Genomic DNA, 17,527 nt, shown 5'->3' on the forward strand with positions numbered 1-17,527 from the left:
ACCCCCAAAGTAGGTTTTTATATTTTAGTGTCCTACTTGGGGGTATCATATCACTCGCCAAAGTCTTCGGGGTGGTTTTTCTACGCCTTAAATCATTATCTGACAAACATAAAAACGAATGTCAGCAATGCGAGGATGAACATTCCAAAGGCCATCAGATCTTTAAAATCAAATGGTTTCTTGTCCATCAGCGCCACCCCCATTCTATATAGAATAGAGGTCAGCCCCCCTGCCACACGGTTGTCCTTGTAAACATATTATCATACATATAGCCTGTCAGGCAATCATATGTCTTCTTTTTATGTAATTTTTCACTTACCCGGTATTGTTTTTGTCTCCTGCTCAAACACAGAAACCACATACTCGGCGATCTGGCAGTCCTGCTCCTCGGTGCCGCCTCCCACACCGATACCGCCGGCGATCTTTCCATTCACAAAAAGCGGATAACCACCGGATATGCCCCGCCATATAGTCCATCATCCCCGACGGCATGTAAAGCCGCATGGATCCGTCCGCTACAATGTAAAGGCAGGGGCTTTCCGTCCCGGGCATGGTGATCTGCTCTGATGTGAAATGGTACAAGTTCATCCTCCCGTACACTGCTGTGTATCACACCTACTGCACAAACCGGATGTTAAAAAGCCGGTACACTTCAAGAAGGCTGCGGATATCCAGTATCTGGCTTTTGCCTGTATCCATCTGACTGATCCGTATCAGATCTTCCTCCGTCAGCCGGAAGAAATCAATATCGGAATTTTCCTCGATCCGCTCCCTGTGAACGGACTTCGGGATCGCGATGATACCGCTCTGGCGCAGCCATCTGAGGATCACCTGGGATGGCTTTTTCCCGTATTGTCTTCCGATATCTGTCAGAGTCTCATTGGTAAAAATGCCGTTTCTTCCCTCTGCAAAAGGCGCCCAGGCCATAGGCGTGATTTCGTAGTGGTACATCACCTCCCGGAGCTGCTTCTGCTGACAGAAGGGATGCAGCTCCACCTGGTTCACTGCAGGCACAACCTGGCTGTTCAGTATCAGATCCACCAGCCGGTCCGCCTCAAAATTACATACGCCTATAGCGCGGATCTTTCCTGCATTGTACAGTTCCTCCATGGCACGCCAGCTTCCGTAATAGTCCCCGTAAGGCATATGGATCAGATACAGATCCAGGTAATCTGTCTGCAGATTTTCCAGCGTTTTCTCGAAAGAACATTTTGTCTTTTCATATCCCGCATCCTGGATCCAGACCTTGGAGGTGAGGAATATGTCCTTTCTGTCTATACCGCTCTCCTTTACCGCCTGGCCCACAGCCCGCTCATTTCCATAGCAGGCCGCCGTGTCAATGAGACGATACCCTGTCTGAAGTGCTGTCAGAACACTTTTCCTGCATTCTTCCTCATCTGTAATCTGGAACACCCCGAAGCCAAGCTGCGGAACTTCCACATAATTATTGAGCTTTATGACATTCACATGTATCACTCCTTCACATAGCTGTCAGACGATTACAAGCCCCGTCCAAGCGCGCGGGCCATCTCCGGGTAACGGCTGTGCCTGGTCATGGACGGGCTTCCACAGCCTCTCCCCAGTATCATACCGCAGTCATCAAGATCCAGATACCGCACCAGTGTCTGATAATGGCTTTCCAGCGCATCGAAGGTCCAGTCGTCGCTGTTCCAGGCCACTGCAAGGAGCGCGGATTTCATATGTTTCTGCGTAATACTGCTGTTGTAGGCGCAGAACCTGTCCACCACGGTCTTGAGCTGGGCCGACATGCCGTAGTAGTAGAGGGGCGTGGCAAAGACCACCATATCCGCGTCAAGTATGGCGTTTCGTATCTTTTGGTTGTCATCCTTCTGCACGCAGGGCCCCTCATACCCGCAGGCCACGCAGCCTGTACATGGCCGTATATTTAGATCTGTCAGATCAAACCGGACTGCCTCATGTCCTGCATCCTTCGCTCCCTGGGCAAATGCTTCTGCCAATATGCTGGTGGAACCCTCTTTATTGGGGCTTCCCTGTAAAATAACGATCTTCATGCGATACAGCTCCTCTCTTCCATATAAGAAATTAAAAAGGCTTTTAAGAAATATTATAGTTTCTGACTTCCAATAGACCTGACGTGCTTCTCCTTTGCCTGCTCTGCCGTATTCTGGGCCATGACTCCCACAAGTCTGTGGGGAACGTACGGCTCTTCCAGATAGTCTCTTTCTTCTTTTGTCAGACAGATCTGCGCCGCCTTTGCCATGCCTTCCACATGGGACAGCTTCGTGGCTCCAACCACCGGCGCTGTCACTCTTGTCAGCAGCCAGGCCAGAGCGATCTCTGTCATGGACACGCCTCTCTTCTGGGCAAGCTCTGCCACACGGGCTATGATCTCCCCGTCTTCTTTGGCCGTACCGTCATATTTCAGCTTTGCGTAACTGTCTTCTTCCAGTCTCTTTGACGTCTCTCCCGGTTTTTTGGAGAGCCTGCCTCCTGCCAGAGCGCTGTAGGGCGTCATGGCAATGTTGTCCTCCCGGCAGAGCTTCGCCATCTCCCGCTCCTCCTCCCGGAAGATCAGATTGTAGTGTCCCTGGATGGAGACGAATTTTGCGAATCCTTCTCTCTCCGCCAGGGCATTCGCCTTGGCAAGCTGGTAGGCATAGCAGTTGGAGATGCCGATGTACCGCGCCTTTCCGGCCTTCACCACATTGTTCAGCCCCTCCATGATGTCATAGAGCGGTGTGGCGTAATCCCACATATGGTAAATATACAGATCTACATAGTCCATCCCCAGATTTTCCAGGCTCTTGTTGATCATCCTCTCAATATGTGCCTGGGCAGAGACGCCTGCCTCGATCTCCTCCGGCGTCCGGGGCAGGAACTTGGTAGCCACCACGACGTCCTCCCTTTTTGCAAAATCCTTAAGGGCTCTTCCAAGATACTGCTCGCTTGTACCGCTCTGGTAGCCGATGGCCGTGTCGTAAAAATTGATGCCGGTCTCCAGACCGCTCTTTATGATCTCCCTTGTGTGCTCCTCATCAATGGTCCAGGAGTGCTGTCCGTTTCCGGCCTCCCCGAAGCCCATGCATCCCATACAGATGCGTGAAACCGTAAGATCTGCATTTCCTAATTTTGTATACTGCATATATAATCCTCCCTGTCATGCATTTAATGATTTTTTTACTTCCATGTCATAGTGGTTCATGGACATAAGCTTCAGAAGAGTCTCTCTTCTCTCCAGCGAGCAGGCCGCTGCAGAAGCGCCAGAATGATTTCCTCCCGTCGGGCGTTTGTCCGCTCTTCTGATCCCCTTGGCATGATCCCTTCATCCTCCGTTCTACTGGTCCTTCTCTTTGAAAGAAAGACATTTTCCCAGCACATCCCCGGTCTTCAGATATTCGTAAGTGGGGAACTGGAAGAGCACCGGCTTCATGCTATGGTAATCGGGTTTTCCGTTGCTGTCAATACAGTCCTCCTCCACATACGTGCTGTCAATCGTACAGATAAAGCTCTCAAATCCTTCTGTCTCATAGGTATCCACAACCGTACACTCCATGGTCAGCGGCGCGTCCGTTATGACAGGCGTTCCATTTTCTCCCGGTTCCCAGGCGAACAGTTCTGATTTATCCTCCCTGGCACCGCTGACAGATCCGGACACATCCACCTTGGGAAGCATCTCTTCACTGACAAGGCTGACAGACAGCTTCCTGTCTTTGCGGATCATGCCATTGATAAAATGAGAGGATGCAAGGCTTACCAGAATACGGTCATGCCCGATGATCCCCACATGAGCCACCAGCGTCCAGGTTGGCTTTTCCCCGTTCATGGCTCCGATCACAGTCACCGGCATAGGATATAATGCTAATAATGAACCAATATTTCTCTTCATGTCAATACTCTCCCTTCGTTCCGACATTGTGTCAGTACATTTACATTTTTATTCTGACACGGAGTCAGCACAAAGGCAAATACCTCTTCTGAATGCTCCTTCATACGCAAAAAGCATCACCCCGGAAGCACAACTACATAGATGCTTCCGGGGTGATGTCCCTGTATTCTTTGACAAACCGCAGAAACTGACGTACGGCCCTGGATGCGATCTGGGATTTTTTCCAGACCAGTACAGCCCCCGTCTCCACCGGCGGGTACAGGGGAATGTACTTCAGCCCGTCAAATCTGTTCTGAAGCTGGAAGCAGAACACCACTCCCACCTTCTTCTCCGCCATGACCGCGGCGTTGTTGATCAGATTGTAGGTTCCGGCCACGCGGATCTGGTCGTAAATGTCTCCGAACCAGCCTTCCAGCTCATTTCTGACAAGCGTCCTCCGGGCCAGAAAGACGGGCACGTCCAGAAGGTCCTCCGGATGGACCACCTCTTTTTCCGCCAGGGCGTCATCCTCCCGCACAAGGATGCCCCATCTTTCTTTCTCCTTCAGACGGATAAAATTATATTTTGAAATGTCCACCGGTTCTGTCAGAAGTCCTATATCCAGAAGTCCCTGGTCCAGTTTTTCCTTGATGTCGTCCGCGCTGGCGGTGTACAGGTCATACTGGACCATGGGATATGTCTCCTGGAACTGCCGGATGATGTCCGCAAGGAACTGCACCCCGTTGGTCTCTCCGCTGCCGATGGCTATATTTCCCGATATCTCCTCCTGGCCCTGCTGGAATTCCTTCTCCAGCTTATCCGCAAGCTGGATCAGTTCCTGGGCTTTGTGTCTGAGGAGCATCCCGTCCTCGGTGAGCTGGATACGGTGGCTGCTTCGTGTAAACAATTTTGTCCCCAGCTCCTCCTCAAGCTGGATAAGCTGTCTGGACAGTGTAGGCTGGGTAATATGCAGTAGTTCTGCCGCTTTTGTGATATTCTCTTCCCTTGCTGCCATCAGAAAATATCTGAGTACTCGTAATTCCATATTCATACACCTCTTGAAGAGAATAGCATTTTGCGGCCTTTTTTTCAATCTTTACTATCCAGACATCCTACGCAGACTCTGCTACTCAAACTGGCTGCAGTACAGCTTCGCCACCGCCGGCACCAGTTCCTTGATGACTGTCCGGGAAGTGTTGATACACAGGTCAAAGTTCAGCTTATCGCCCCACTTGTGACCGGTGTAAAATTCATAGTATTTTGCACGCTTTTTGTCAATTCCCTGGATGTGCTGCTTCAGCTCCCGGTCTGTCATCTTCTCTTCCTCCGGCGCTTTCCTCCGGCAGCGCTCCATCTTGCTCTCCATATCCGCATAGACGAATATGCGGAGGGGTTCATACTCCTTTAAGATGTAGTCCCCACATCGTCCCACAATAACGCAGTCCGACTTCTGCGCCATCTCTTCAATGATGCGGGCCTGCTCCTGGTACACGGACATGCTCTGATCAAACGCCGGCGTAGGTGCCGGGTAAAAGCTCCTCCCCACATGGATGGGGAAAGAGATGGCCGGCCGGTGCTCTTCTATGGACTGCACATACTGCTCCGACAATTCCGTCCTGCGGGCAATCTCGCTGACAATCTCCTGGTCATAGTAGGCATACCCCAGCGTCTCTGCCAGCCTGCGTCCAAGCTCTCGTCCCCCGCTTCCGAATTCACGTCCAATGGTAATGATCCTGTTCATACTCATACCTCCCTTGTGCTGAGCTGTTTTGTATATTTTATCATCTCATGGATGACATAGAAAGCCACAATTACTTCCGTCACAGGCATAGCAAACCAGATCGCGCTTCCATCAAACACTGCCGGGAGCAGATAGATCAGGATGCCGCTGATGACAAGTCCCCTGGCCACCGAAGCGATAAAGGCCTCTCTGGGCTTCATCAGCGCCTGGAAATAGTATGTGGAAAAGATATCCAGCGGCAGAAGCAGGAAGGAGAGTCCGTAGCACCGGAAAATGGACGGCGCAATCTCCAGCACTTCCTGTGTAGGTGTCATAAATAGCCTTATAAGCGCATTGGGAATCAGCATGCTTATGGCTGTCCAGAACAGACTGAAAAATGCCACTGTCCCCAGGGCGTACTTCAGTGTCTCCCGGATCCTGTCACCTTTTCCTGCCCCGAAGTTGGTGGATATGATAGGCTGGGAAGCCTGCCCCACACTGTAGGAACAGCACTGCACAAAGGTACTGATATTGACGATGACACCGTACACTGCCAGAGCATTTGTGCCCAGGTAGATCATGATCTGGCGGTTGAACAGGATGGTCAGTATTCCCATGGCCACATCAATGAAGAAGGTGGAAAATCCGGTCACTACGATCTCCTTTAACTTGCCAAAAAGCCGCTCCGGCCTCACCAGACGGAGTGTGTTCTTCTTCATGAAAAAATGGGACAGCATGGCCAGGAAGCTGATGGTCGATCCGATGGCCGTGGCAAGTCCTGCACCGTATGCCCCCATGTCGCATACAAACACAAAGAAATAATCGCCGAAAATATTAAAAATTCCACCTGCCAGAACGGCTCCTGTAGCCAGGGCCGGGTTCTTGTCGTTTCTCAGATAGGCAGCCAGCATCTGGTTAAAAAGGAAAAACGGAATAGCCAGCTTAATGGGCCGCACATACTCTCTCGCCAGTGTCAGTGTATGATCCTGCGCCCCGAAAAACACAAGAAACTGTCTGTCAAAACAGATAATAAGGACCCAGATGATCAGCGCCAGAACAATGGAGCCGATGACAGAGGCCGTGAAATACTCATTTGATTTCCGCTCATTCCCGTCCGCTTTTCCGCGGATCGTGCTGAAAAGGACGGACCCTCCGATTCCCATCAGAAGTCCGAAGCTGTAGATAATGTTCCAGACCGGCGCCACTACCGCCAGGGCGGCGGAACCTTCCGGTCCGTGATACTGCCCTACCATGGCCATGTCCACAATAGAGTAGATGGATGTGATCAGCGCGCTTCCAAAGGCTGCTGACAGATACTTGAAATAAATGGTCTTGATCTTCCCGTTTAGAAAATCCATTTTCTCATCCTCCTGATATAACTTAAGTCTCTGCGGTTCCTCTACAGAAAAAACCGGATAAGGAACAAGCTTTCTGCTCGTCTCTTATCCGGTTCATCATTTCTGCTGAATGACTTTCCCTCCGAGGAACAGGCATCTCAGCCTGCCTCTTATCCGGCCATCTGCACTATTATATACGCTTTTGCAGGCAGCCCTCCGAGAACTGTAGGTAAGTTTATCACACGGGATTTTGTTTGTCAAACGGGGGATATTTGTTTCCGTCCATAGTATACATACGCCGCCATTTACCGAATAGATTTCCCAAGTTCATACGCCTGCTGGATTTCCAGCCTACCTTCAATATCTCCCACATCCATATTCCCGCCGGCAAGAACGTGGCCGAGATTTTTCCAGCGCAAATGTTCCATCAGATGGTCATAATAGGTGAGCACATCCCCAAATCCCTGCCCTTCCGCGGCCATCAGCAGAGCGGAGGCCCTGTCATGTCCTCTGAGAAGGTTGCCGTCGCCTTCCTCCAAAGCAAACAAACGGTCAACAGCAGTTCTGATCTGGCCGCTCATGTTCCAATAGTAAAGCGGAGTTGCCAGCACCACCACATCACATTCCTTTACTGCCGGATAAATCTGAGCCATGTCATCTTTTTGTACACACGGACATTCTTTACTGCTGTGCCCGCCAAAGCATCCTTTACAGCCATGGATTTCCATACTGTCAAGGAAGAACTCTGTCACCGTATTCCCGACACTTTCCGCACCTTCGGTAAATGCTTTTACAAGCATGGAAGTATTGCCTTTCTTTCGGGGACTTCCATTCAGTATCACAATTTTCTTACTCACCAGACTCTGCCTCCTTTGATCTTTCATGCTTACTTAAACAAAATTGATTTTTTTAAGTACTGATATTATAATCATAGCAAGAATGTGACCAAAAACAAGTACGCACATTAAGGTGCAATACTTACCTAAAGGAGAGTGTAAAATGAGTGAACGATGTATAACAAACGAATGTCTTAGTTCGACTGGATTCAGCTACACACTGTCATTGATCAACGGAAAATACAAAATGACGATATTATATACCTTAATGGAGTTCGGTGTAGTCCGCTTCAATGAAATGAAAAGATATATCGGTGAAATTTCTTACAAAACATTAAGTTCCACGCTGAAAGAACTGGAGGCGGACCAGCTTGTCCATCGGGAAGAATACCCGCAGATTCCTCCCAAAGTAGAGTATAGTCTGACTGAGCGAGGCAAATCTTTAATTCCTATTTTAGATAGTATGTGTGAATGGGGAGACCGGAACAGACTGTAGCTTTGTCCGTCTGGTGCTTTTAAAGCTGGGAGAGCTGGCGGCTCAACGTAGGCTGCGTGATGTGAAGCGCCTGGGCCGCTCCTGTAATGCTCTCTTCTCTGACCACAGTCAGAAAATATCTCAATACCCGTAATTCCATTTTTCCCATTTGGTATGACAACTATTTCCTAAACACTCTCTGCCCATGCTTTCAGTTCCGCTTCAGACATTCCTCCGTTCAGAAGACGTCCTTCTTTTATGACAGCGCCCGGGCAGCTTGGCTCCAGCGCCTGTACGGTCTTTCCAAATCCGCTTCCGCCGGATGTGGCGAAAAGAACGATTTCCTTTCCTGTGAAATCATAACTCTCCAGAAATGTATTGATAAGAGTGGGGGCCACATACCACCAGATAGGAAAGCCAAGGAAGATCCTGTCATAGGATGCGACATCCGCGTCCTTATCTGCAAGCTCTGGTCTGAAAGAGGGATCCTTCATCTCCAGCGTGCTGCGGGATTTCTTATCCATCCAGTCCAGGTCCGCCCGGGTGTAGGGGACAGCCGGTCTGATCTCATACAGATCCGCTCCTGCTGCCTTCGCAAGTTTGTCTGCAGCCTTCCGGGTCGTTCCGCTGGCCGAAAAATATGCCACAAGTGTCTTACTCATATGATCGATCTCCTTTCCAATAACATCTGTTCTAATTTTACAGTTTTATTATAGAAAATCCGTATTCCGATGTCCAATACCTAAATTTCATCCTCTGCCATGCTTTCCGGGTATATCTATTTCCTTCATATGTTGTCTGCTGCCATAAACTTTCATCCTGCGGCAAGGCTTTCAAAATCATCCATGTTCTGCTATCATAGCAATACAAAGACCGGGCTGTATGGCCCGTATAGATCAGAAAGGAGTGTGACGCAGCTTGACACGAGAAGAAGCATGCCGGATCCTGGGAGTCGCCCCGGGGACAGATCCAACAGAAATCAAGAAAAAATACAGACAGCTTATGCACCGGCTCCATCCGGACGCCGCCCCCTCTGTCCGGGATGTCCACCTGGCCTGGCAGGTCAATATCGCCTACGGCCTGCTGAAACAGACGCCTTCTGATACGCTCCGCTCTTCCAGCCATGCCAAAGATGCAGACACTTCCGGCAGAAAGACCGGCCCCGGAAAGGCGGGCAGACAGAAAGCCTGGGATGCACCTGTGAACCCCCATGCTTTCCGGGAGCGGGAGATCCTCTGCTACGCCGAAGGACAGGATGGCGAGATACTGGGCACCTTTTCTGTGGCCAGAGGAAATTATTTCTGGACTACGGAGGAGGATTTTCCTCTTTTTCTTCGCAGCATCTACAACTGCGGGAAAGAGCTGCTTGACGAGACCGACGCTTCTCTTGGAAGAGCCTCCGCCCCGGCCTGCCGCCACAAGATCCACGCAGAGCTCACCTACCTGCTGGCCCAGCAGTATATAAGCGCAGCTCCCCTTTTAAAAGAGCTGTCACGGAAAGTGATCCGTACCGAAGAAGGCCAGGAAATCTACTGCTTCCTGGCCATGCTGGAGACAGAAGGGCGGGCCGTATCCCTGGCTGCGGAAGAACCCCTCTGCCCGGGCAGGCTGAAAGATCATCGGCTTTACTTAACAGACAGCGCAGGCCGGGAAACCGGGTATCTGTCCTTTTCCGACGACCGCCTGTACTACGTCATCGTGCCCCTTTTTGAACAGCGGCGGGTTCTTGTCCGGATCCGGGCTGCCGGGGACGCCTCCCTGTCTCCAAAGAAAAAAAGCGCCGGATACCGGCGCCTTCATCTCTGGCTGAAGCTGAAAAAGGAGGAGAAAGACACACATCTTCCCGAAAGCCTGCACCTGCAGATCAGCCGTCTGCTGGATACCTATCGCTCTTACAGATCCTAGAGCACTCCCCTACGACAGCCGCCCGCTGTCCATCCTGTACACCTTGTCCGCCAGGTTCATGGTGGACTTCCGGTGAGACACAAGCAGCACCGTCCTTTCGCCCCTTTCCTCCTGCAGGGATTTAAGGATGATCCCCTCGTTCAGAGAGTCCAGATTGCTGGTAGGTTCGTCCAGCAGGACAAAAGGCGCGTCGTGGAGAAAGGCTCTGGCGATGCCGATCCGCTGCCTCTCGCCCCCGGACAGGGTATCTCCCAGCTCTCCCACTTCTGTGTCGTACCCCTCTGGCAGTGTCATAATAAAATCGTGGATGGAGGCTTTCCGGGCTGCCTCTTTGATCTCCTCCATGGATGCGCCTGGTTTTCCCACAGCGATATTGGCTGCAATGGAGTCGTGGAACAGGCTTGTCTCCTGGGTCACATAGGCCTCCATGTCCCGCAGGTCAGATGTATTGATCTTACGGACATCTTTTCCGGATATACGGACCTGGCCGCCCTGCACATCAAAAAAGCGCATCAGAAGCTTGAGGAAAGTGGACTTTCCGGATCCGCTGGCTCCGTGTATGCCGATGATCTTCCCTTTTTGGATCTCCATGGAAAAATCCTCCAGAATCGTCTCCTTATCATAGGCAAATGTCACCTTCTCTCCACAGGCTCCTTCAAATTCCGTCTTTTCCATTCCGCTGACCTCTTCCACCAGGGGCTCCTCCTCCAGAATGGAGAGAACCCGCTCTCCGGCAGCCAATGTCTGGTTCAGATTGTTGGACAGGCTTGCAAGGGCTGTCACCGGTCCGAATGATCCCATCATGGCCACGGTTGCAAGGAGCATTCCCGAAAGATCTGCCTGCCCTGTCTGTTTCAGAGAGATCATGAGAAACAGCATGGCAAAAGAGAACAAAAGGATCACCAGGTTGGTGACAGACTTCTGGGCCGCCTCCACACGGTTCAGTTTTTTCTGCATCCTGCCCAGACTGTCGGAGCGATCCTTCATCTCCTGTCTGCGCTTCTCTCCCTGCCCGTACTGTATGGTCTCGTCCAGCCCCCGCAGGGAGTCCAGGATAAAGCTGTTCAGATCTCCGAAGGCATTGCGGAATTCCATGCCTGCCTCTCCCCCTCTGCGGCCGAAGACGAGGGGAAGGACGCCCCCCACAGTCACGTAGCCTGCCAGGGCCAGGACGGCTGCTTCCGGGGAAAACTGTCCGATAAACAGGACCATCATCAGACAGGTGGCCACAGCTATGGCCACAGGGGAGATGGTGTGGGCGTAGAATACCTCCAGAAGCTCAATATCCGAAGTTATGACAGAGATCAGATTTCCCTTGTCTCTTCCTTCCAGTTTTGCCGGGCAGAGCTTTCTGAGTACTGCAAATACCTTATGCCGGATCATGGCCAGCAGCTTGAAGGCGATAAAATGGTTGCAGTACTGCTCCCCGTAGTGGAGGATCCCCCTTGCCACAGCCAGTACCACCAGAACCACAAAAAGCGTGGTCATCTCTGCGCCTGCTCCCTCCAACAGGATATGTATAAGCCCGGCCCCGGAGAGAATGGTAAGAAAGATGGCACACAGATATCCCACTGTTCCCAGGAGAATGGCAAGGAGCATGACCGGGAACAGAGGGGCCACAAGGCCCATAAGACGGCCCATGATCTGTATGCCGCTTCTTCTTTTATTGTTAGCTCTCATACTGCCGCCTCCTTTCCATACTGCTCCAGCTCCATCTGGGACCGGTACAGCTTCTCATAAGCTCCCTTTCGCGCCAGCAGTTCCGTGTGAACGCCGGCCTCAGCCACTTTCCCCTTCTCCAGCATGTAGATCCTGTCAGACCTGGTCACATTGGCCAGCCGGTGGGAGATAAGGATCACCGTCTTTGTCCCGGCAAGCTGGCGGATCACATCCATGATCATCTCCTCGCTCTCCGCGTCAATGTTGGATGTGGCCTCGTCAAAAATATAGACCGGTGTATCGTGAAGAAGAGCCCTTGCCAGGGCAAGCCTCTGGCACTGCCCTCCCGAAAAATTGCTCCCTTTTTCCAGGACAGGCGTCTGAAGGCCCTGCTGCCCCTCAAGGAATCCCCAGAGGTTTACTTTCCTCAGGACCTCTTCCAGTTCCTGCCCGCTGGCTTCGGGACGCCCCATCCGCAGATTGTCTTCCACGGTTCCTTTAAAGAGCCTGCTGTTGTGGCTCACCATGGTTATCTGATCCATGATACTTTTTTCCTGTATATCCGAAAGCTCTGTGCCCTCTATCTTCACGCTGCCTGTATATCCCCGGTTTCTTCCCATAAGGATCCCGGCCACAGTACTTTTTCCGCATCCCGATGCCCCCACAATGGAAGTAAAGCTGCCCACCGGGAATTCCATGGACATACCGCCAAGGATCTGCCTGTCTTCCTCATAGGCAAAGCAGACATCCGAAAGGACAATATCCATTTTTTCACCTGTCAGCGTCTCCTTACCCATTTCCGGCTCCGGCAGATCCAGCAGGGCAAAGATCTTGTCGCTGGCTGCCATGCCGTTCATGGCAATGTGGAAAAAGGACCCCAGAAGGCGCAGAGGAATAAAAAATTCCGCAGCCAGAAGAATCAGCATCAGCGCCCCATGCAGGCTTAAATTTCCCGCCGCAAACTCTGACATGGTCACGATCATCCCCACCGCGGCCCCGCCGTAGGCAATGATGTCCATGACGCTGGTAGAATTCAGCTGCATGGTCAGCACTTTCATGGTGATACGACGGAATTTCTGGGACTCCTCGTCCATCTCCCGGGCTTTCTCCTCATCGGCCTGGTAGATCTTCAAAGTAGTCAGTCCCTGGAGATTTTCCAGGAAGCTGTCCCCCAGCTCCGTGTAGATCCCCCAGTACTTTGCCAGCAGACGCCCCGCAACTTTCTGCACTGCCACGATAGATACCGGGATCAGCGGCACACAGATAAGAAGCACCAGGCTGGCTTTCCAGCTTATGAAAGAAAGTACCACAAACAAGGTAACCGGAGCCAGAAGGCTGTAGAAGAGCTGGGACAGATATTTCCCGAAGTACGTCTCCAGCTGCTCTACCCCCTCCGCCGCCATCTGCACGACCTCCGATGTGGCAGTCTTCTCTCTGTACGAAGCGCCCAGGCGCAGCAGTTTCTCATAAATCCTGTCCCGCAGGATCCTTTTCACATCCACGCTGGCCCTGTAGGACGCAAAAGAAGCCTGCCTGTCACAGACAAACCGAAGAACCATGGCTGCCAGGGCCATAGCTCCCCAGGAAACAGCTGTCCGGGCTGTCACCTGCCAGAAAACAGCCTGCTCCAGCAGCATGGATACACTGTAGATCATCAGGATCTGGCAGAGCAGGGCAAACCACTGCCACATCACCTGGTAATAAATATATTTTTTTGCATGGGACAAAAGTTCCAGCAGCCTCTTTCTGATCATAGGCACTCTCCTTCTTCTGCCCCGCAGGCCGGCCTTACTGTCTTTACCCGGAAAAAGAAATAAAAGACATGGCAGACCCACACAACAGCCAGGCAGATCCTGCCCGCCGGGACATCTTTCATCATGATAAACCCTGCTGCCATGACCACGGTCACAGTCCCTGCAATAGAACACTTTGTTCTTATGGTCATGGCTTTCCTTTTCACAAAGCTGTCCAGATGCCTTTTGTACAGGCTGGTTCCTATAAACCAGTCGTGAAGCCTCTTCGAACTTTTCGCAAAGCAGAACACAGTCGCCAGGAAAAAGGGAACCGTGGGCAGAACGGGCAGCACAATGCCCACTGACCCCAGCCCCAGGCAGATAAATCCTGCAAGGATCCACAGGATCCGGAATGGATTATTTTTCTTCATACGTCTCTTCTCTCCGTCATTTCTAATTTTTATTAGTTTCGTCTAACCCGTAATCAAAAAAACAACTCGCGCAGCATATTCCTTCGCCGCGCAAGTTAGCTTTTTCTAATTCCCTAAGATACTATCATGTGTCGTTGTTTTCTGTCAAGGCAATAATTGAAAATAATTATCATTTTACATCATCTCATCTGCTCACGGAAATATTCCAGGAATTTTCCCGCAGCCCCGGCAAACGGCTGGGAGCGCTTCCATGCCAGGACTGAGGCCGTGGAAAGCTCCGGCCAGAGCGGGCGGAAAACCTGTCCCCGTCCTTCATAGGACTCCATAGCCCCTTCTATGGCCAGAAAGCAGGCCTCTCCCGTGTTCATCATGACAGTCATGTCTGTGATCAGATTAAAGGAAGCAAGGATATTGAGGTTCAGAAAATCCTCCCCCAGCCAGTTGGAGATCTCACTCTGGACAGACTGCCGGCTGGGTGTGATCAGAAGCGTTTCTTTTAGTTCCGCTTTTGTGATCCGGCTCTTTTCCGCCAGCGGATGGCCTTCCGGTATGAAAAGCCCCCACCTCTCCTTTTCCCGAAGACGGATGTAGTCATACCTGCTGATGTCCACCGGTTCCAGTAGCAGTCCAAAATCCAGAAGCCCCTTATCCAGCCTCTCTTTTACATAGTCCGATGTGTTTGTATAAATCTCATACTGCACTTCCGGATACATTTCCCGGAAAGCCAGAAGCTTCTCCACCAGAATGTGGGATGACTTCAGTACGCCGCTGCCGATGGAAATAACGCCTCCCACCTCTTCCCTGGAGGCGAATTCATCCTCAATCCTGTCCATCAGTTCCGTCACTTCTTCCGCTCTTCTTCTGAGCAGCATACCCGCATCCGTCAGCGTAAGTCGCTTGCCCCGGACAAACAGCGGCGCTCCAAGTTCATCCTCAAGCTGTGCCATCTGACGGCTTAAAGTCGGCTGTGTGACATGGAGCGCCTGCGCTGCCTTTGATATATTTTCTTCCCTGACTACAGTCAGAAAGTATCTGAGTACCCTTATATCCATCTGTCTTCTCCTTTTTCCTTGCACATACTACAGCCATCTGCGACTCTTTTACAGTTTCAGTCCCAGATCTTCCAGTGTCGTCTGCTCGTACTCCTGGAATTTATCAAGCTTTGCAGGAACCCTGTGCAGAACATATTCCAGAAAATCATCCTCAAAAATCCAGCTTTCCAGCTCTGTTTTTCCAAGAAGAACAGGCATCCTGTCGTGTGTCTTTCTGACAGAGTCATTTGCCCCTGTTGTCAGAATCACAAACCTCTTTTCCCCCTGGAAATACTGATAAAAACCAGCCATGTAAAGCACCGGGGAATCTTTGTCTGAAAATTCCGCCCTGTTCCCGTCAGCATCCCACTCATAAAAACGGTCGGCAGGAAGGATGCAGCGCCTGCTCCTTATGCTGTCCCGGAACATGGGCTTCTCCAGCGCCGACTCCGCCCTGGCATTGATGAGAAGACCTTTCTTTCGTCTCTCCCCTCCATACTGCCCGTCCCTCTCCGGCATGGGAAAGCCCCAGGTCATACTTTCCACAGATATCCTGTTGTCCTGTCCAGTCAGAACCAGCGCTTTCCGGGAAGGAAGGACATCTCCCTCCCTATTCCCCGGAAGCTCTCTGTATTCCTGCAGATCCAGACCTGTGTCTTCCTGCAGTGTCTGCATCATATTTTTATCTACGTGATACCGTCCGCACATGGCTGTCTCCTTCTTTAAGCAGCATCTGTTTACTATCCCTGTAATCCAGACCACGCCGCCCAGCTTTCCTCTTCTGTTCCGTCCATTTTCGTCACAAGAAAATCATACATTTTCTGCACGTGAGCCGGATCCTCCTCAAGCATCTCTGCGATTTCCGCAGCGCTGCAGCCTCTGGCAATCTTTCTGCGGACCTGCGTAAACAGATGATACTCCCGGCCTTCTGCACGCCCCTCTGCCAGACCTTCTTCCCTGGCTCTTCTGGTCTCTATAATCTTCTCTTCCCACTCCTGCATATATTTCACCCCGATCTCTTCACTTGATTTGATCCTGGCGATCCTGCTCTGCAATTCTCTGATCTTCCCGCTTTTACAGGAATTACTGACCTCTTCTGTGGTGTGTTCTATGTAATGAAGCAGCTCCATCAGTTCTTCCGGCACCCCTGTCCGGTCTTTTCCCCGGGTATTCAGAAAAATCCGCACCGCTCCATCTTCCAGCGGCATCTCCGGATCTTCCATTGCCTCCGCAAACAGAAAACGATCCAGCAGGTTGAGGTCTTTTAATGCTTTGTGAATCGCCATTCTTATTTCTCCTTTCATTATAAATGGCAAAGGGCAGTCAGACAATAAGAACATGAAAAACGGTGCCTCCTGCCATTGCCGCCCGAAAAATAAATCTGAGAGGGATTGAAAATAATGAAGATATTTTGCGAAATATACAAGAACTCTCAAGATAGTGTCAGAACCTCTCTCCGCGGCAGCATAGATGTGCCGCCGCCGGAAAGAAGTAATAAAAGATTAACATATAAACATAAATCCGTCAACCATTTCTGTGCATCAGTAAAGCATGGCAATTTCTTTTGACAGATAGAAATGAATTCCTCTTGTTTTTTCATTCCACCTGTCCGGATCAAAGTCCGCGACTTCCAGCCATTTCCCGGCCTCATAGACAAATGTCTCATCCCTTCCGGACCAGGCCCGGTCCAGAACCTTTCCAGTCTCATCCACGATCTCAAGCACTCTGGCCCGGTCCGCCCTGCAGCGGTAGGAGGTGGCAGAATTGCGCTTTGCATCTTCCGGTATATAGAGCTTGACAATAGCACACCGCTGGCCCGCCACCGCCTTCTTATACCCGATAAAGCTGCCCTCACTGGGACAGACCGAAAAATAGAACATATTGCACTCATTGACACAGATATCGGAAAGGACAGCGTGTCGTAAATTTGCCCGGAACAGATTGACGTTTCTTAAATCCGCTCCTGTCAGATCCGCCCCCTCCAGGTTCGCATACCCGAGATCCGAATACCTGAAAGAGCAGCCCTTCAGATTGCATCCCCTGAAGTCTGCATGATAGAGATTTACTTTTTTCAATTCCAGCCCGGACAGATCCATTCCGGCAAAAACAGGGTTCTTCCCGGCCGCATCATTCCGGAGCCATTCATCATACCGCCTGAGCAGTTGATTCAGTTCTTTCTGTGTCAATGTCTGCATATTCACTTCACACCAGCTTTTTCCTTTTCAAAATCAACTGACATTTTAATCTGTCTACCGGCAAATGTCAACCTGTCAGTGTTTCTGGAAAATTTGCAAAGGAGAATCCGAACAAACTTGTACAACTTCTGCGTAAAACGAAAAATGCTTCAACCCCTTTACTTACAAGGGTTTGAAGCACTTCATACAAATGCCGCAGACCGGAATCGAACCGGTACGGGAGGTTAGTCCCGCAGGATTTTAAGTCCTGTGCGTCTGCCAGTTCCGCCACTGCGGCATATCTCATATGGAATTCTTGAGATGAATGGGGCCTATAGGGCTCGAACCTATGACCCTCTGCTTGTAAGGCAGATGCTCT

Annotated in this window: 19 protein-coding genes, 1 tRNA gene and 1 pseudogene; 2 read left to right on the plus strand and 19 right to left on the minus strand. The window is 51.0% G+C overall.

All coding sequences use genetic code 11. The features are described 5' to 3' along the window. Nucleotides 1-311: 311 nt before the first annotated feature. The 9 genes from Q5911_RS13900 to Q5911_RS13940 form a co-directional block, all read right to left on the minus strand. The gene (locus Q5911_RS13900) at nucleotides 312-470 is read right to left on the minus strand and encodes a heme-binding protein (protein ID WP_330391240.1); all 159 of its coding nucleotides are present in this window, start codon (nucleotides 468-470) and stop codon (nucleotides 312-314) included. 145 nt (nucleotides 471-615) lie between these two features. Continuing rightward, entirely contained in the window at nucleotides 616-1,467 is an 852-nt protein-coding gene (locus Q5911_RS13905) for an aldo/keto reductase (RefSeq protein ID WP_303183669.1), read from the minus strand. A 32-nt stretch (nucleotides 1,468-1,499) separates the two neighbouring features. Then, nucleotides 1,500-2,033, minus strand: a complete 534-nt coding sequence (locus Q5911_RS13910) for a flavodoxin family protein (RefSeq protein WP_303183671.1) — start codon at nucleotides 2,031-2,033, stop codon at nucleotides 1,500-1,502. 53 nt (nucleotides 2,034-2,086) lie between these two features. Further along, complete coding sequence (locus tag Q5911_RS13915; protein ID WP_303183673.1) at nucleotides 2,087-3,124, minus strand: aldo/keto reductase; 1,038 nt, start codon at nucleotides 3,122-3,124, stop codon at nucleotides 2,087-2,089. A gap of 192 nt (nucleotides 3,125-3,316) precedes the next feature. Then, entirely contained in the window at nucleotides 3,317-3,868 is a 552-nt protein-coding gene (locus Q5911_RS13920; RefSeq protein WP_303183674.1) for a flavin reductase family protein, read from the minus strand. Nucleotides 3,869-4,001: 133 nt separating this feature from the next. Further along, entirely contained in the window at nucleotides 4,002-4,892 is an 891-nt protein-coding gene (locus Q5911_RS13925; protein WP_303183675.1) for a LysR family transcriptional regulator, read from the minus strand. 81 nt (nucleotides 4,893-4,973) lie between these two features. Further along, a complete protein-coding gene (locus Q5911_RS13930; protein ID WP_303183676.1) occupies nucleotides 4,974-5,588 on the minus strand; it encodes a cytidylate kinase-like family protein in 615 nt (204 codons plus the stop codon). A gap of 2 nt (nucleotides 5,589-5,590) precedes the next feature. Continuing rightward, nucleotides 5,591-6,925 (minus strand): MATE family efflux transporter, encoded by a 1,335-nt coding sequence (locus Q5911_RS13935; protein ID WP_303183677.1) that lies wholly within the window; start codon nucleotides 6,923-6,925, stop codon nucleotides 5,591-5,593. A gap of 284 nt (nucleotides 6,926-7,209) precedes the next feature. Continuing rightward, nucleotides 7,210-7,761 (minus strand): flavodoxin family protein, encoded by a 552-nt coding sequence (locus Q5911_RS13940; RefSeq protein ID WP_303183679.1) that lies wholly within the window; start codon nucleotides 7,759-7,761, stop codon nucleotides 7,210-7,212. Nucleotides 7,762-7,903: 142 nt separating this feature from the next. Here Q5911_RS13940 and Q5911_RS13945 point away from each other — a divergent pair, with 142 nt between their 5' ends. Next, nucleotides 7,904-8,236: a winged helix-turn-helix transcriptional regulator gene (locus Q5911_RS13945; protein WP_281725017.1), complete on the plus strand. Its 333-nt coding sequence runs from the start codon at nucleotides 7,904-7,906 to the stop codon at nucleotides 8,234-8,236. Between the two features lie 22 nt (nucleotides 8,237-8,258). Here Q5911_RS13945 and Q5911_RS13950 read toward each other — a convergent pair. After that, nucleotides 8,259-8,375: pseudogene (locus Q5911_RS13950) on the minus strand (LysR family transcriptional regulator); the annotation flags it as partial. A gap of 28 nt (nucleotides 8,376-8,403) precedes the next feature. Beyond that, complete coding sequence (locus tag Q5911_RS13955; protein ID WP_303183681.1) at nucleotides 8,404-8,877, minus strand: flavodoxin; 474 nt, start codon at nucleotides 8,875-8,877, stop codon at nucleotides 8,404-8,406. Between the two features lie 256 nt (nucleotides 8,878-9,133). On the opposite strand from Q5911_RS13955, the gene Q5911_RS13960 reads away from it, so the two are divergent. Beyond that, complete coding sequence (locus tag Q5911_RS13960) at nucleotides 9,134-10,120, plus strand: J domain-containing protein (RefSeq protein ID WP_303183683.1); 987 nt, start codon at nucleotides 9,134-9,136, stop codon at nucleotides 10,118-10,120. A gap of 9 nt (nucleotides 10,121-10,129) precedes the next feature. Here Q5911_RS13960 and Q5911_RS13965 read toward each other — a convergent pair whose 3' ends face one another. From Q5911_RS13965 to Q5911_RS14000, 8 genes are all read right to left on the minus strand, one after another. Continuing rightward, entirely contained in the window at nucleotides 10,130-11,800 is a 1,671-nt protein-coding gene (locus tag Q5911_RS13965; RefSeq protein ID WP_303183685.1) for an amino acid ABC transporter ATP-binding/permease protein, read from the minus strand. Next, on the minus strand, nucleotides 11,797-13,533 hold the full coding sequence (locus Q5911_RS13970) for an ABC transporter ATP-binding protein/permease (protein ID WP_303183687.1): 1,737 nt from the start codon (nucleotides 13,531-13,533) through the stop codon (nucleotides 11,797-11,799). The genes Q5911_RS13965 and Q5911_RS13970 overlap by 4 nt, the downstream gene beginning before the upstream one ends. Next, entirely contained in the window at nucleotides 13,530-13,943 is a 414-nt protein-coding gene (locus tag Q5911_RS13975) for a YbaN family protein (protein WP_303183689.1), read from the minus strand. Before Q5911_RS13975 ends, Q5911_RS13970 begins: the two co-directional genes overlap by 4 nt. A gap of 179 nt (nucleotides 13,944-14,122) precedes the next feature. Continuing rightward, nucleotides 14,123-14,995, minus strand: coding sequence for a LysR family transcriptional regulator (locus Q5911_RS13980; protein WP_303183691.1), 873 nt, complete (start codon nucleotides 14,993-14,995; stop codon nucleotides 14,123-14,125). 48 nt (nucleotides 14,996-15,043) lie between these two features. Further along, the gene (locus Q5911_RS13985) at nucleotides 15,044-15,682 is read right to left on the minus strand and encodes an SOS response-associated peptidase (RefSeq protein WP_303183693.1); all 639 of its coding nucleotides are present in this window, start codon (nucleotides 15,680-15,682) and stop codon (nucleotides 15,044-15,046) included. 32 nt (nucleotides 15,683-15,714) lie between these two features. Next, nucleotides 15,715-16,260, minus strand: coding sequence for a hypothetical protein (locus Q5911_RS13990; RefSeq protein WP_303183695.1), 546 nt, complete (start codon nucleotides 16,258-16,260; stop codon nucleotides 15,715-15,717). A 255-nt stretch (nucleotides 16,261-16,515) separates the two neighbouring features. Beyond that, a complete protein-coding gene (locus Q5911_RS13995; protein ID WP_303183697.1) occupies nucleotides 16,516-17,169 on the minus strand; it encodes a pentapeptide repeat-containing protein in 654 nt (217 codons plus the stop codon). A gap of 191 nt (nucleotides 17,170-17,360) precedes the next feature. Further along, a tRNA-Leu gene (locus Q5911_RS14000) sits at nucleotides 17,361-17,446 on the minus strand. Nucleotides 17,447-17,527: the final 81 nt, after the last annotated feature.

It is taken from the genome of Lachnoclostridium phocaeense (assembly GCF_959599685.1).
In the GTDB taxonomy this organism is placed as follows: domain Bacteria; phylum Bacillota; class Clostridia; order Lachnospirales; family Lachnospiraceae; genus Claveliimonas; species Claveliimonas monacensis.

What these genes read in the sequence shown, in the direction of transcription:
- Q5911_RS13910 (WP_303183671.1), bottom strand. Translation starts at nt 2,033, where the DNA reads ATGAAGATCGTTATTTTACAGGGAAGCCCCAATAAAGAGGGTTCCACC.
- Q5911_RS13915 (WP_303183673.1), bottom strand. Translation starts at nt 3,124, where the DNA reads ATGCAGTATACAAAATTAGGAAATGCAGATCTTACGGTTTCACGCATC.
- Q5911_RS13920 (WP_303183674.1), bottom strand. Translation starts at nt 3,868, where the DNA reads ATGAAGAGAAATATTGGTTCATTATTAGCATTATATCCTATGCCGGTG.
- Q5911_RS13925 (WP_303183675.1), bottom strand. Translation starts at nt 4,892, where the DNA reads ATGGAATTACGAGTACTCAGATATTTTCTGATGGCAGCAAGGGAAGAG.
- Q5911_RS13930 (WP_303183676.1), bottom strand. Translation starts at nt 5,588, where the DNA reads ATGAACAGGATCATTACCATTGGACGTGAATTCGGAAGCGGGGGACGA.
- Q5911_RS13935 (WP_303183677.1), bottom strand. Translation starts at nt 6,925, where the DNA reads ATGGATTTTCTAAACGGGAAGATCAAGACCATTTATTTCAAGTATCTG.
- Q5911_RS13945 (WP_281725017.1), top strand. Translation starts at nt 7,904, where the DNA reads ATGAGTGAACGATGTATAACAAACGAATGTCTTAGTTCGACTGGATTC.
- Q5911_RS13955 (WP_303183681.1), bottom strand. Translation starts at nt 8,877, where the DNA reads ATGAGTAAGACACTTGTGGCATATTTTTCGGCCAGCGGAACGACCCGG.
- Q5911_RS13965 (WP_303183685.1), bottom strand. Translation starts at nt 11,800, where the DNA reads ATGAGAGCTAACAATAAAAGAAGAAGCGGCATACAGATCATGGGCCGT.
- Q5911_RS13970 (WP_303183687.1), bottom strand. Translation starts at nt 13,533, where the DNA reads ATGATCAGAAAGAGGCTGCTGGAACTTTTGTCCCATGCAAAAAAATAT.
- Q5911_RS13975 (WP_303183689.1), bottom strand. Translation starts at nt 13,943, where the DNA reads ATGAAGAAAAATAATCCATTCCGGATCCTGTGGATCCTTGCAGGATTT.
- Q5911_RS13980 (WP_303183691.1), bottom strand. Translation starts at nt 14,995, where the DNA reads ATGGATATAAGGGTACTCAGATACTTTCTGACTGTAGTCAGGGAAGAA.
- Q5911_RS13985 (WP_303183693.1), bottom strand. Translation starts at nt 15,682, where the DNA reads ATGTGCGGACGGTATCACGTAGATAAAAATATGATGCAGACACTGCAG.
- Q5911_RS13990 (WP_303183695.1), bottom strand. Translation starts at nt 16,260, where the DNA reads ATGGCGATTCACAAAGCATTAAAAGACCTCAACCTGCTGGATCGTTTT.
- Q5911_RS13995 (WP_303183697.1), bottom strand. Translation starts at nt 17,169, where the DNA reads ATGCAGACATTGACACAGAAAGAACTGAATCAACTGCTCAGGCGGTAT.